Below are 14171 nucleotides of genomic sequence, written 5' to 3'. Positions count from 1 at the left end.
ATTGATATGCACTGATAAATTTGTTTCTCAGTCAGAGATGTTAGATGAGGTGTTCTATGATGCACAAGAGAATATACCAGAGCAATCAACAAGCGAAATTTTACCTCATTCTGAATCACAGGTACCAGATGATGTATTTTATGATGCGTACGAATATATTCCACAAGATCCATTAACACATGAATCTTCATCCCATTATGACATGCAGGCATTAGGCAACATAGGTTCTTCTGATTTTGAGACACGTAGTTTGTAACCCTTTTTACAAAAACTTAGCAAGCTTTTGATTCGAATGTATGCTAGAAAAATATGAGTTCTATATATAGCGGAAGGCATAACTATAGCTACATCACAATATTATCAAATTTAGAATACTGATTATCATAGTGTAATTTTCACTGTACCAACTGACCCGTTACAGTGTTTAGCAACAATTATTTCAGCAGTATTATAATATTTATCTTGTTTTGTGCCCCATTCTTCGTATTCCATAGAATCTGGATGCGGTTCTGATCTAGGCAAGTAATATTCATCCCGATATATGAGCATTACAATATCTGCGTTCTGTTCAATGGAGCCTGATTCTCTCATATCTGAGAGAATGGGCTTTTTATCTGACCTTTGTTCTACAGCTCTAGATAATTGAGATTCAGCAACTTCCATATCACACTTAAGTTTTATTGAAATTACTTACACTGAACTAATTCAAACGAAAAACCCTTGAGCTTCAAAAGCACGCTCTAGAATAGGTTTAAAATTTGATTTGATATAGCTGTCTGCAAAGCTTGTAAACGTCAATTTAGGATAAAGAGTTAAGAGAAGAAGAAGAGATAGGATTGGGATTAAGTTTAGAGATAGAATAACTAGCAAGAGAAGCAATTATATGAACAAAGAAATTAAGAGGAGAACGGTGTCTAGTATGCTCTAAAAGCATATGTTTTTTAGTACATTAAAGACAGACTCAATTAAAGAACGTTTATTTAATAACCTATTATCTTGTATGTCCAATAAATATGTTTTCATATCTTTACGAAGATTAGTAACGCCAGATTAGGATAAGTGGAAATATGAAAGGTAGTGAATAAAAGGTATACAAAGAGAGAATGTTGAGTTATAAAAAAAATTTAAATAAACAATGAATAACCCAACATGAAAAAATGTATTATAACAGTTATACTATTTAATAGACAATTTTTGCAAGATATATCAAGAGTGTGAGAGAAAGAGATTAATACCAAGTAGTAATCAAAGGAACAGAGATGGGAAGTTGTCCTTAGCTGAGTTATTAACAATAGCGATATATTTTTATGTATCTCCATGTAAGGATTGTAAAAATTATTATCTATATTACTTGAGTCATAAGTATAAAAGATACTTTTGTTTACCAAGTTATAGTAGAATAATACAACTGTGGCCTAGAATGTTACTACCGCTAGCTGTATTAATGCATTATCTGAAAGGAGAAGAGACTGGTATATATTATATAGATTCTACAAAATTAGCAATTTGTCATAACAAACGCATTTCCAGCAATAGAGTTTTTAACAGAATTTCTAAAATTGGTAAGAGTAGTTATGGCTGCTTCTTAGGCTTTAAGCTTCATCTTATAATCAATAATAAAGGCGAAATAATGTCAGTTAAAATTACTAAAGGCAATAAAAGCAACCTATTTATGGCTTCAGTTATTTCTAAAGGCTTATCTGGTAAATTGTTTGGTGATAAAGCTTATATATCTAAAAAGTTATTTCATCAACTGTTGTCCAATGCTCTACGTTTATTTACTAATCTTCGTAAAGATATGAAAACATATTTATTGGACATAGAAGATAAGCGGTTATTAAATAAACGTTCCTTAATTGAATCTGTCTTTAATGTACTAAAAAAACATATGCTTTTAGAGCATACTAGACACCGTTCTCATCTTAATTTCTTTGTTCATATAATTGCTTCTCTTGCTAGTTATTCTATCTCTAAACTTAATCCCCATCTTATCTCTTCTTCTTCTCCTGACTCCTTATCCTAAATTGACGTTTGTAGACCTTTTTCATTACGTTTTTCATACTTTCCCTTATCCTAATTTGGCGTTATAAGCCTTTCAGAGGCTTATATGTTAAGTATTAGCTATTAAACGCTATATTTGTGGTATAAAAGTGTGTTTTCTCATAAAAAGCGTCTGAACTACTTGCTATATCTGATATTTCTGAGATTAAAAATGACACATATGGTACGCAATTTCACAAGTACTAATTGCAAAATTGCCAATAATAACATTCGCAATAATGCAACTGTCTTTTATCAGTTTATTGGAAATTTTATTTCAGTAGAATTAAGAAAGCTAACTGGAGATAATAGAAAAGCATTAAGCAAAACATCTAAACAGTTTTTATCATTGATAGTATATAAACTACAGATCAATTACAATAATGATAGAGAGGAATTACAATACAGTTATTGCTCTTTTGAAAAGGAGTTGTAGGTTTGTCAAGGAAGGGTTAGACAATGCTTAGCTGAACTAAGAAAAGCTGGTTTCATTGAAGTTGAAAATAGGACAAGAATTAAAAACAATTTTAAGTTGTGTAATATCCCTTGTATAAACTTCTAAAAAATTATCGCTCTACCATAAACAAATTTTTTCCTCAGCACAAAAAAATTAGGTGCATATATAGTCATTTACATGAGGTTTGAGCATAGAAAGAAGCGATAAAATAGTTATAGAATCTGTTGGTTGTAAAGTTATTTTTCTGCTACCTTATTCTCTAGATTTTAATCCGATAGAAAAATTTTGTGCTAATATGAAGATGTGGATTAGAAATCAAATTACTCAATTTGCTAAATCTATGAATCTATTATCGCTTCTTTCTATTCTCAAACCTCATTGTAAATAACCATATAGCATAAATCAAAAAGGAAGTTACGTTATGAGAGAAAAGCAAAATATAAAATAAGATAAAAAACATGGCTGTATCATACTCATCAGAAAAAATTAAGATAATTCTAAAAAATAAGATAGTATTTATTGATGAACTTGGAATAGATCAAAGAGAAAAATAGACCTATAAGGATTACAAAATTATATTCTACAAAATTTTCATTTTATAAAACTTTAAATCTAAATTAATATGCTTACAGTTTTACTTCTGTACTGCTTATATTATTAGCATTATCGTAAACAACTTTTTCAATTCTAAACTTAGCTTCATTTAATTTTTGTTCACAGTGCTTTTTTAGCGCTGCTCCCCTTTCAAAAGCTTTAATAATATCTTCTAGCTTTTCTTGCCCAGAATCTATCATTTTAACTATTTTTTCGAGTTCATTTAGTGCTTCTTCAAAACTCATTTCATCAATAACTTTTTCTTTATTCATAGATAATTATAATTTAGACTATAGGTTTTAGTTTAACATTATTAATATTAAGTATGCAAGTCAGAATTTATCAATTATCTAAATTGCCAACTCAATCAGGACCAACTAGTAAGCTCTGGACAGTAGATTTTTCTTGTGAAGAGAAAAAAAACAGATTTATTGATACAACTTTAGGATGGACAGGCACTACTAACCCATATGCTTCAACAAAAATTTACTTTAAAAATAAATTAAGTGCAATAAAATTCTGTCTTAATAATTATCTGAATTATGAATTAATCACTCCAAAGCGCAGAAAATTAATTGTAAAAAGCTATACAGAAAATTTTAAGTAATATTCAAATTGGTATAGGCAAGAGTTACAGCTATATGTATGCGATGTGAAGTTATGTATATAATTGTTTGACTATGAAAAAGTGCGACGTAAAATCTCTCAAACAGAAACTACAGAGATATAGCAAGGTTGCATTTGAACCTTAGTTACCGCTATTTCAGTGCGAGATTGGTAACGGTTTTGTACTAAGCGTGATAGAAGAGCCAACTACAGTACTAATCTGAATGGGAAATATGAGCAGGGTAAAGTTAAACTTGGTTAAACAAGAATCTTCGTATGAAAAAATATCGTAAATGTAGAAGCAGATACTCCAGATAAAATCTGTTATAGGGATAAATCTGAAAAGCTTAGCTGTAAGAATGGAGTTTTAACCTTCTTTAAAAAGGCCAACTCATCAGTATAAAGAAGATAACCAACTTAACATATCTCTAGATGAGTGAAATATTGTAAGCCTATTATCAAGCAACTGATAGTATGTAAGATAGGTCTTAGAAAGCAAACTACACTTAGTCGAAAGATTACAGGAATTAATAACAGAGTGTATAGGCTTATAGTCATTTACAATGAAGTTTGAGCATAGAAAAAGCGACAATAGAATCATAAGATTTACCAACATGATATTTTATACGCAAACTTCATTGTAAATGACTATACTTATGGAACGGAGATATGGCAACATTTCTTTGTTACACGACAAATTGAAGAATTTTATCACTATTGAATACATACATTAAAAGCTTATTATCTTTTTGCTGTGTTGTAGTAGCAAACTATTTTGCAATACTTACTTTTTCTACTATCTGACATATTTCTTATGTTGAATTTATGTTGTTTGGTAAGGTATATGCTCAAGTGATAAGAAGTTATTATGAAAGATGTAATACTGTAAATTTACACATATGAAAAATAGTAATATTTGTTCTATTACTAAACTGAATAGTGCTTTAATGAGTTGATTGAAGTTGCTTTTTGACTTAAAAAAGCATAGTATCTTAATATAGATTATGTTATATATTTTAGGAATGAGTAAAAATCAACAATTTCTAGCAGTAAAATATTTAACCAATTTCATGAACTTAAGATAGAAGAATGTTTCAAACTTTAACTCAAAAACTTAGTAATATTTTCGATAAGATTAAAGGTAGTACTGCTCTATCTGAACAACAAGTTTTAACAATAGCACGGGAAGTAAGAATTGCATTATTAGAGGCAGATGTTTCATTAGTAGTTATTAAAGATTTTATTAATAATGTTGTAGAAAAAGCTAAAGGGCAGGAAGTTCTTCGTTCTGTAACACCTGGCCAAATGGTTATTAAAATTATTAGTGATGAGATGATAAAGGTTCTTAGCAGCTCAGAAACAGAACAAGCACTGCACATTGAGTTTGAGCCGCCTGTAAACATTATGATGATTGGTCTACAAGGCAGCGGAAAAACCACTACAACTGCTAAGTTAGCAATGAAGCTTGCTAAAAAAAATAAAAAAGTTATGGTTGTATCACTAGATATTTATAGACCAGCTGCTAGAGAACAGCTCGAAACATTAGTGCGAAATCATGAAACTATACTATCATTACCTATAGTTTCAAATGAGGATGTGTTTCAGATTATAGCACGGAGTACTAAAGAAGCTAAGTTGCTTGGTTGCGATGTAGTAATTTATGATACTGCAGGTCGTCTGCATATTGATGAGACAATGTTGCAAGAACTAAGTAATATAAAAGAAATAATTACTCCTAAAGAAATACTTTTAGTAGTTGATTCACTTATTGGTCAAGAATCAGTCAATGTAGCTAATCAATTTAATCAAACATTGAATATTTCTGGCGTGGTATTAACTAAAATTGATGGTGATTCAAGAGGAGGAGCAGCATTAAGTATTAAATATGTTACTGGCAAGCCAATAAAGTTCCTTGGCACAGGAGAAAAAACTAATGATTTAGAGGAATTTCATCCAGAAAGAATTGCTTCACGGATATTAGGTAAAGGTGATATTATTTCTCTAGTAGAGAAAGCAGCTGAAGTAATTAGTAAAGAGGATGCAGCTAAATCAGTTGAAAAATTAAAAAAAGGCAGTTTTAATCTTGAGGATTACTACCAACAGTTGCAAAACATTAATAAGATGGGAGGAATTAGCTCAATACTTAATCTTATGCCTGGAATAAATAAACTATTGCCAAAAATTGATCAAAATCCATTTGATCAAAACAATGTAAAGTTACAACAGGCAATAATTTTATCAATGACAAGGTATGAAAAATTAAATCCAGATATAATTAATGGAAAACGTAAAAAACGTATTGCAGCTGGCTCAGGAACATCAGTTCAAGAAGTTAATAAGCTATTAAAACAATTTCAAAATATTACTTCTTTGCTTAAAAGTGGAATGAAAGGTAATAATATACTAAAAGATAAATTTAATAATTTGAAAAATTTTTTCTAAGTTATTTGAACAAAGGTTTTAATTTAGCAACACTAAAGAGCTGCAAAATTTAAGTATATGATTGACTCTGAAAATAATAGTGCTAATACAGAAGATTATATCATTATATTAACCACTATTGCTTCTAATCAGAAAGCTGAACAAATCGCTAGCAAGCTGGTGAAACTTAATCTTGCTGCATGTATACAAATTGACAAGGTACGTAGTATATATTTTTGGAAAAATGATATTTGTAAGTCTAGTGAGTACAGATTAATGATTAAAACTATAAGCACTAATTATCAAAATATTGAAAATGTAATTCGTCAACTCAGTGATTATGATAATCCACAAATTATTCAGTTAAAGTTGTCTTCTGGTAGCAATGAGTATTTAAATTGGATTTCCAAAAGTTGTAAGAAGCAAAACCAATAGACTACTTTCTCAAAGATCTTAAGTTAAAAGAATACTATGATAGCTAGTCTTTTTAATGGTAAGGTTATTGCTCATTTTTTATTTGATGTGTAATTAATAAAAGTATTTTTGAGTTTTATGTACAGCTTGCATAGCTGTATCTCTCATAGAAGGTATATCTAGTGGTATAAGTTTACCGTTTGCATTAGCTATATCATATAATAGATTAATTTAGAAAGGTTGTTAAATAAGTGAGATACTTTACATATGTCATTTTTAATTTTAAACCAATAATGCTCAATTAGATTCAAATCTGGAGAATAAGAATGTAAAAACTCTAATATATGTCCATCTTTATTCTTTACTATCACAAAACATTTTGATATTTTTTTCAAAAGTAATTTTCTCTCTTTCCTTTATGTCCAGTGATTTTTTCCAAAATCTATAGTATATGTGATACTAACTCTTTTTCATTACATCTTATTATTATAATTGTTTTATAGTAGTTTAGCTATATTTTGCTATGTTAATTATATTGAGCTCTGGTTGTAATAGCATCATGAGTTGTGATATTTTTTCATTACAGAACAATAAGTTTTTGAAAGAGATATAAATTTGTTAGTCTTTGTTTTACAGAAAATAAGTAAAATAGTATAGTAAAAATACTTTTAGTAATTCACATTAAATAGTGATATACTAAATTAATATAGTAATATTAAAAAATACAAAAAAGTAATTATTATGACTACATATAATGAACACATTAATGGTGACCGTTCAGGCAAAAAAACAGGGCCTGGATTTATTGAGCAACTAAGATTGATACTAGAGCAAATCAGGGCTTTGTACTTAACAGTTAAATCATTACTAGAAAATAACCAACAAGAGAAAACACAAAATTTGGAAAAATTAGCCAAACTACTTGCTAAAGTTCAAATGGATTTAGAAGCTCAGATTGAAAAATGTAGTAATACTGTATCAAAACCACAAGAGCAAAGTAAAGAACAAAACAATAATAAGCAAAAAGAAAGTGGTAATGTTGGTAATTCCTGCTCAGTAACTTCGCCAGCTGCTGCAGCATCATCAAAACAAACTCAGAATGTATCACCTCCGCCACCACCACCGCCGCCGCCGCCTCCTCCTCCACCGCCACCACTACCTCTGGCTTCTCTAATTCAGAAAGGAAAAGCAGCAACATCATCTAAAACCTCCACCCAAAATCCTGATGCTCTTTTTATTGCTGAACTGACAAAGAGCTTAAAAAGCCGTAGGGCTAAGATAGCAGGTGATATAGATCAAGATGCAGATGAAAAAAAAGATGAACCTAAAAATATAAAGCCACCTAAATTAGAAGGTATAGCAAGTAGCTTATCAAAAGCCATACCTTATTCTCCTAACGAGAAGAATGATAATGGTCCAAAAAAACCAGTCGTTCCTCCTAAACCAAGTTTTGCAGATCAAGTAACAAGTAAATCGAACCAAAAGAAGAACAATAGTAGAGATAGGTAACGTACTTGGCTAAAAGGATATATTCTCACATTATATTTTACACATATAAAAGCTAATTTTGAGCTTTTATATGTAATTGCTCTTCTTGATAAAGCATTACAGGATAGAAGAGCTTTTATGCAAATAATTGTAAGTATGATATATTGTATTTCACTTTTAAAAATTAAGTTATTGAATAATCAGACAGTTTAGAATATATTAACTTACCATGTTTATTAGTTTTCCAAAACCTGCTATAGCACTTATAATATCATCTCCATCTGGAGCTGGGAAATCAAGCTTAGCTCATGCTGTTATTCAAAATAATAGCAATATTAAATTCTCTGTTTCAATGACAACTAGAGAAAAACGTAATAATGAAATAAATGGCAAAGACTATATCTTTGTGACAAAAGAACAATTCGAACAGGAAATTAACAACAATACACTTCTTGAATTTTCTAAAGTATTCAACAACTACTATGGCATTCCAAAAGCTGGAGTGTTAGAAGATCTTAGTCAAGGTCAGAGCATTATTTTTGATATCGATTGGCAAGGCGCTAAAACAATACGAAAGGCTCTGAAATGTTATGTCGTTAGTGTATGCATACTTCCTCCATCAATGCAAGAGCTAGAAAATAGGTTAAAAAAACGTAATAAAGATTCTCCAGAAACTATTCGCTACCGTTTAGAACAAGCAAAAGAAGATATTAAGCATTATAGAGAATATGATTATGTAATAGTAAATGACAGCTTTGATCAAGCATTACTTGCTTTGCAATCAATACTGATAGCTGAACAGCATAAGTTAAAAAGACTGAGTTTTAAAAATGATACACTATTAAATTATGAACAATTGTTACAAAGAGATGCGTGTTTTAATTATAGACAATGAAATATTGATTTTTTATTTTATTTTACATAAAATGAGGAAAATTGTATAAAAAAATGTTTTAGAACCCAAATTAAATTGAGGTACACTAAAATTATATTACAATATTACATAACAAAACATTTAAAGTAATTATTATGGCTCCAGACAATAAACCAATTAACAACAAATCTTCAGACTTAATATCAAAATCACAAGAGCAAAATATTAAAGATCTTGGCAAGAAAATAGATTTAATGATACAACAAGTTGATACTCTTGATAGTAAAATACGATCAAGGTCAGCAGAAGGCAATGCACTAAATGTTGAAGTAATTAGAGCATTAAATAATGTAATGAAGAATGTGACAGAGACGCTACAACAATTCTCGCAAGAAATACTTCAACAATCTAAACTAGCACGTCAACAACCTCAAAAAGGTCCATATAATGATGCCTTTCGTAAGAAAAGAGCTGAGGCTAAAGAAAAAAAAGCACACCTTGAAAAGCAAAAGCAAGAATTCATGGGGTTAGTATCTAAATTAGGCGAGGAAATGAAGCTAGTAGGCAAACCAGGTGGACAGATGTCTGAGATAAAAGATACTCTAGATAAGCTTTATGCAATAGTTAACAAGTCAGCACAGCATCAACTGCAAAAAACTCTTGGTGAGCTTCAGGCAATGATTAATGAACATAAACAGAACCAGCTACAAGATGCTCTAGACGATCTGGAAAATATAATCAACGATCATAAACAGAATCAAAAAGAACAGAAGGCTCCTATTTCACCTGAAACACATGCACATAATGTAACGTCTATTAAAAACCAAGCTCAACAAAATGCTGGTATTAATCAACCGGATGCACCTAAATCTGCTAGCAAATCAGCAGCAGATATATCACAATCTACTCAGAATTCTTCTCCAGCGACACCAACTGGCACAGGGCAACAACAAGAGCCACAAAAAACGCCTCCTCCTGTTCCACCTAAACCTAGTAAAAATACAATAGAGGAATTAAAGGCTAAAATAGCTCAAGCTCAACAAAATGCTGGTATTAATCAACCAGGTGCACCTAAATCTGCTAGCAAACCAGCAGCAGATATACCACAATCTACTCAGCATTCTTCTCCAGCAACATCAACTGGCACAGGGCAACAACAAGAGCCACAAAAAACACCTCCTCCTGTTCCGCCCAAACCTAGTAAAGATACAATAGAGGAATTAAAGGCTAAAATAGCTCAAGCTCAACAAAATGCTGGTATTAATCAACCAGATGCGCCTAAATCTGCTAGCAAATCAGCAGAAGATATATTACAATCTACTCAGCATTCTTCTCCAGTAACACCAACTGCTACAGCACAACAACATGAGCCACAAAAAACACCTCCTCCTGTTCCACCTAAACCTAGTAAAAATATAATCGAAGAATTAAAAGCTAAGATATCACAAACTCAACAACAGGTTGACCGGCAATCATATATTAATCCAAGTAGTAGTCCCCAACCTCTTAGTTCAACTATAGAGCATGCTAAAGACAGAGTATTAACATTAGATCCACAATATAGACACGCTCAAGCTGCTCAAAATATGAGTGGACCAGATGCTGAAACAAATCAGAAGCCAGTAGATCCAATTCTACAGGCATTTAAAGATTTAAAAGCTCTAATAAATAGCGTGATTGCTGGAGATGATAGTTTCAAAATATGGCAACAGCAAAATCCAAGCAAAAATCTAGATGATTTTAAACATAATCCAACGCAAATGGATAGCTTATCTCAAGAGACTAAAGAGTTACTATCTAGCCTTGGATCTGAAGGATATGCTAATATTATGGGTTCAGCAGCAAATATTGATCCAGCTCAGCAAATGTCATTTGCTGTATCTTTTAGTACATTAGATTGGGGGAGTCAGGCTAATTCTGTTGGCAATACTATTCAAAAAACTATTACCAATGATGCTGGTGAAAAAGTTACAGACCTTATAAGCCATATGCATAAAACTCAGCTCAGTGCTAATGTTAATGGTGTTACAAAAACTGTTACTAAACACCGTACCATAGATATTCCAAGGGCAGTTGAAGAAAACAAAGGACCTTTAGATCTTGCCTTAGTAGCACAAGATGCAACAGGAAAAAATATGTCTGAGTCAAAAGCAGTGTATCTAACTGCTCATTATAACCAAGAAGGGAAATTAGTAGAAATTACTCATCCGGAACCGATGCTATTTTTTAGTGATGAGCCTAGCTCTCCAGCTTATACAGTTATAAATAATGAAGTTTATACTTTGCCAATTACTAGAGAAAAATATGACCAGCTAACCAAAGAAATATCACAAAATATACAGGAACAAGACAAAGATAAAGAGAGAGAACAGGAAGCTGTGGATAAGTTTACAGTGGGTTCTCGTCAAACTGATATTCATAACGAAAAAAGTATTCAACATGCTGATGAAGTAAGTAAGGATGCTCCTAAATCTTTAAAATCTATTGCTCATGATGAAAACAAAAATAAAATTCAAGGCACTGATCATAAATCGAAAAACAGCAATGAATATGTTCAACATATGATTAACTCGTTTAATCAAAACTATAACAAAATTGATTCTAACGAGCCAAATCGTACTGAACAGGTAAAACTGAAGCCTGTAGTCAAATCAATACCAGAATCTCCAAAAAACTCTACTCAGATTGATCCTAATGAAGAAGGTAGTATTGGATACGTAAAACGTGTAATTGAATCAATGGAACAAACATCACCAAATCCTAGTGAAATAGCACAAAGATTACAGGTAAATCTAGCTAATAGTTCTCAGCGTAGTTCTAGTATGTCTATTAATACTCCTACTAATACTCCTCGCAATAATAACCAAAGCAAATCTCAGACAAAAGGTATAGGGTAGATAAATTAAGAAACAAGCTCTTGAAAATTAGGTTGTATAAAGAAAAATTTTAATACAACCTATATTTAGTCTGGTAACAAAGAAATGTTGCTATATCCCTATACCATAAGGTATAGCCTGAACGTAGGAAATAGGTACATAATATGCTAATATGAAAAGAGTATAAAAAATAATAGATAAATAATGGAAAGAAGATACAGTAATGATTTAAGAATGAAGATATTCAAAGCGGTAGATGAGGGACTATCAATTGTTAAAGCATGTAAAATATTCAATATAAGTCGTAATACGATATATAGATGGAAACATCTTAAAAGGGAAACAGGAGATATTAAAGCAAAACTTTATGGCCTAGCCAAAGGTATAATGAAAAAATAGATCTCAAAGAATTTGAGGAGTTAATTATCAATCATCATGATAAAACATCTAAAGAATTAAGTATTATACTAGGTAATAGATTACAAAGAACTAGAATAAATTATTATAGAAAACTACTAGGGTACATTTAAATGTTTAAGACTACTGTGCTGTTATAAGCCTTTCAGAGTGTTAAATTTTGAGTATAGCTACTAAATCGCTATATTTACGCGGTATAAAAACGTGGTTTTCGATAGCGAAAATTGCCTGAACCACCTGCTATATCTGACATTTTTGGAGGTTAGAAATGGCGCAAAATTTGCGTAATTTTGCAAGCAATAATTGCAAAATTGCTAATAATAACAGTAGCAATAATGCAACTGTCTTTTATCGTTTTATTGGAAATTTTGTTCCAGCAGAATGGAAAGATCTGATTGGAGATAATGCTAAAGCTTTAAGCAAGACATCTAAACAGCTTTTATCATTTATAGTATATAGACTACATATCTATTACAACAAAGATATAGATGAATTACAGGAAAGTTATTACTTTTTTGAAAAGGAGTTAAACCTTCGTTACCGCAGAGTTAGGCAATGCTTGGTTGAATTAAGAAATGCAGGTTTTATTAAAGTTGAAAATAGAACAATAATTAAAGGCAATCTCAAGTTACGTAATGTTCTTTGTGTAAAACTTCTAAAAAATTTTCAGCGTTTCACTGAAAAAGAAAAAAAAGAAGAAAAAATTGTCCTTCTGCAACAAAAAAATTTTCACATCAATTTGCAAGAATTTGCAGGTGAACCTGCAAAAAATTGCAGCTACATATATAGATATAATAATAATAAAAAAAATAATAATAGATCTAGATCTACTGAAGATAAGTTAATAGAGAATGATCAAAATAAAAATGAAGATCAACAGCAAAATTTGAAGTTTAAATATACGGAATCTGATGATTTTATAGAAATTGAGTTAGTAGGAAATGAAAAAAAAGATCAACAGCAACAACAGAATTTGAATTTCTATGAGCTTAGTGATTTTAGCAATAAAAAGCCATCAAACAAGGATTATGAGCAAAATAGTGAGTTAGCAACTCCAGCTATTACTAAAGATTCAGAGGTTGAAAAGAATGAATGCTATCCCAAAAGAAAAAGACTAGCAGATTATTATCCACTAACACCAGAAGATGCAGTTATACTACAACGTATGTCTAGTAGAAGCTTCAACATATACTTCATAAATCAATTACTGTTGAAGTTATCAAATAAATATCCAAACCGTCATTTTGTAAATAAGATAGCAGTGCTAAACTATATGGCAAAAGCGTTAGCAAATGAATTACTAACTACTGATCAGGCTAATAGTGAAAATTTTAGATTTAATGATGTAGGAAGATTTAAAGAACAGTATCTAGCAAATATTGAATCTGGTACAGATCGTAGTATGAAGGCTCAGTTGAAGCGTAAAATAGCTGGAGTCTTTGAAGCAGATATGGCTTATCAAATTTTAACATCTTGTGATTTTAGGCAAGCAGTTAAAAACAAATATTACATCAACTTGATTAAGAATATTACACTGTCAGATCATATTAAATTCAAGATACTACAGGAGGTACGAGCTGTGTATAGCAACGATATTGAGCAGTTACAAGTTATACCATTTGATGAATCAAAACAAGTTACCAATAGCGCAACGGAGTATCAAAAAACAACAGTTTTACAGCAACAAATAAGTGATGAAGATTACCTTTCAGAACTTAGTAAAGAGCTAGGCTCCAACTCGACTTGGTACAAAGTACGAGAATCTTTAGTCACATGTTACGGTCAAGCTATCGATAAATCATGGTTTAGTCCATTGAAAGTTGCAAACGAAGATAATGTTAATAAAAAAATATTCATTAAAGCAAAAACAGAATTTGAAGACAGTTACATCAGAGAGAACTATCTGAAAGATCTTGAGTCCTCTTTTAAAGCTCAAGGATTTTCTTTCGAGTTAGTTAAGTTTAGTAATTTTAATAAAATTTAA

11 protein-coding genes and 4 pseudogenes are annotated in these 14171 nt (G+C 30.9%); 11 read left to right on the top strand and 4 right to left on the bottom strand.

The genetic code is table 11. From position 1 onward, the window contains the following. Position 1: 1 nt before the first annotated feature. Positions 2-256: a hypothetical protein gene (locus DK405_RS12755; RefSeq protein WP_162562991.1), complete on the top strand. Its 255-nt coding sequence runs from the start codon at positions 2-4 to the stop codon at positions 254-256. 88 nt (positions 257-344) lie between these two features. Here DK405_RS12755 and DK405_RS05325 read toward each other — a convergent pair. Together DK405_RS05325 and DK405_RS05320 are read right to left on the bottom strand one after the other, a co-directional pair. Further along, positions 345-657: pseudogene (locus DK405_RS05325) on the bottom strand (DnaB-like helicase C-terminal domain-containing protein); the annotation flags it as partial. A 142-nt stretch (positions 658-799) separates the two neighbouring features. Continuing rightward, positions 800-1041 (bottom strand): annotated as a pseudogene (locus DK405_RS05320) (transposase); the annotation flags it as partial. Between the two features lie 108 nt (positions 1042-1149). Here DK405_RS05320 and DK405_RS05315 point away from each other — a divergent pair. After that, positions 1150-2023, top strand: a pseudogene (locus DK405_RS05315) (IS982 family transposase). Between the two features lie 189 nt (positions 2024-2212). After that, a complete protein-coding gene (locus DK405_RS05310; RefSeq protein WP_045912733.1) occupies positions 2213-2476 on the top strand; it encodes a hypothetical protein in 264 nt (87 codons plus the stop codon). 647 nt (positions 2477-3123) lie between these two features. Here the strand turns inward: DK405_RS05310 and DK405_RS05300 are convergent. Further along, positions 3124-3363 carry an exodeoxyribonuclease VII small subunit gene (locus DK405_RS05300; RefSeq protein WP_011944758.1) on the bottom strand — a complete coding sequence of 80 codons (240 nt, stop codon included), beginning with the start codon at positions 3361-3363 and terminating at the stop codon, positions 3124-3126. Positions 3364-3416: 53 nt separating this feature from the next. Between DK405_RS05300 and DK405_RS05295 the strand changes: the two genes are divergently transcribed. The 3 genes from DK405_RS05295 (at position 3417) to cutA (ending at position 6553) form a co-directional block, all read left to right on the top strand. Next, on the top strand, positions 3417-3698 hold the full coding sequence (locus tag DK405_RS05295; protein ID WP_011944757.1) for an NADH dehydrogenase ubiquinone Fe-S protein 4: 282 nt from the start codon (positions 3417-3419) through the stop codon (positions 3696-3698). Between the two features lie 1088 nt (positions 3699-4786). Beyond that, positions 4787-6139 carry a signal recognition particle protein gene (gene ffh / locus DK405_RS05290; RefSeq protein WP_045912734.1) on the top strand — a complete coding sequence of 451 codons (1353 nt, stop codon included), beginning with the start codon at positions 4787-4789 and terminating at the stop codon, positions 6137-6139. Between the two features lie 57 nt (positions 6140-6196). Then, positions 6197-6553 carry a divalent-cation tolerance protein CutA gene (gene cutA / locus DK405_RS05285; protein WP_045912735.1) on the top strand — a complete coding sequence of 119 codons (357 nt, stop codon included), beginning with the start codon at positions 6197-6199 and terminating at the stop codon, positions 6551-6553. Between the two features lie 188 nt (positions 6554-6741). On the opposite strand, the gene DK405_RS05280 is transcribed toward cutA, so the two are convergent. Next, positions 6742-6903 (bottom strand): transposase, encoded by a 162-nt coding sequence (locus DK405_RS05280; RefSeq protein ID WP_162563005.1) that lies wholly within the window; start codon positions 6901-6903, stop codon positions 6742-6744. Positions 6904-7273: 370 nt separating this feature from the next. Between DK405_RS05280 and DK405_RS05275 the strand changes: the two genes are divergently transcribed. The 5 genes and pseudogenes from DK405_RS05275 (at position 7274) to DK405_RS05255 (ending at position 14171) form a co-directional block, all read left to right on the top strand. Continuing rightward, on the top strand, positions 7274-8041 hold the full coding sequence (locus tag DK405_RS05275; RefSeq protein ID WP_045912736.1) for a hypothetical protein: 768 nt from the start codon (positions 7274-7276) through the stop codon (positions 8039-8041). Positions 8042-8249: 208 nt separating this feature from the next. Then, positions 8250-8915 (top strand): guanylate kinase, encoded by a 666-nt coding sequence (gene gmk, locus DK405_RS05270; protein ID WP_045912737.1) that lies wholly within the window; start codon positions 8250-8252, stop codon positions 8913-8915. Between the two features lie 134 nt (positions 8916-9049). Beyond that, entirely contained in the window at positions 9050-11791 is a 2742-nt protein-coding gene (locus tag DK405_RS05265) for a Sca4 family protein (RefSeq protein ID WP_045912738.1), read from the top strand. Between the two features lie 183 nt (positions 11792-11974). Next, positions 11975-12294, top strand: a pseudogene (locus DK405_RS05260) (IS630 transposase-related protein); the annotation flags it as partial. Positions 12295-12455: 161 nt separating this feature from the next. Next, positions 12456-14171 (top strand): DnaA N-terminal domain-containing protein, encoded by a 1716-nt coding sequence (locus tag DK405_RS05255; RefSeq protein WP_064612583.1) that lies wholly within the window; start codon positions 12456-12458, stop codon positions 14169-14171.

Source organism: Orientia tsutsugamushi, from assembly GCF_900327275.1.
Classification (GTDB): Bacteria; Pseudomonadota; Alphaproteobacteria; order Rickettsiales; family Rickettsiaceae; genus Orientia; species Orientia tsutsugamushi.
The sequence above is the reverse complement of the archived record's forward strand: the minus strand, read 5'-3'. Positions and strand labels throughout refer to the sequence as shown.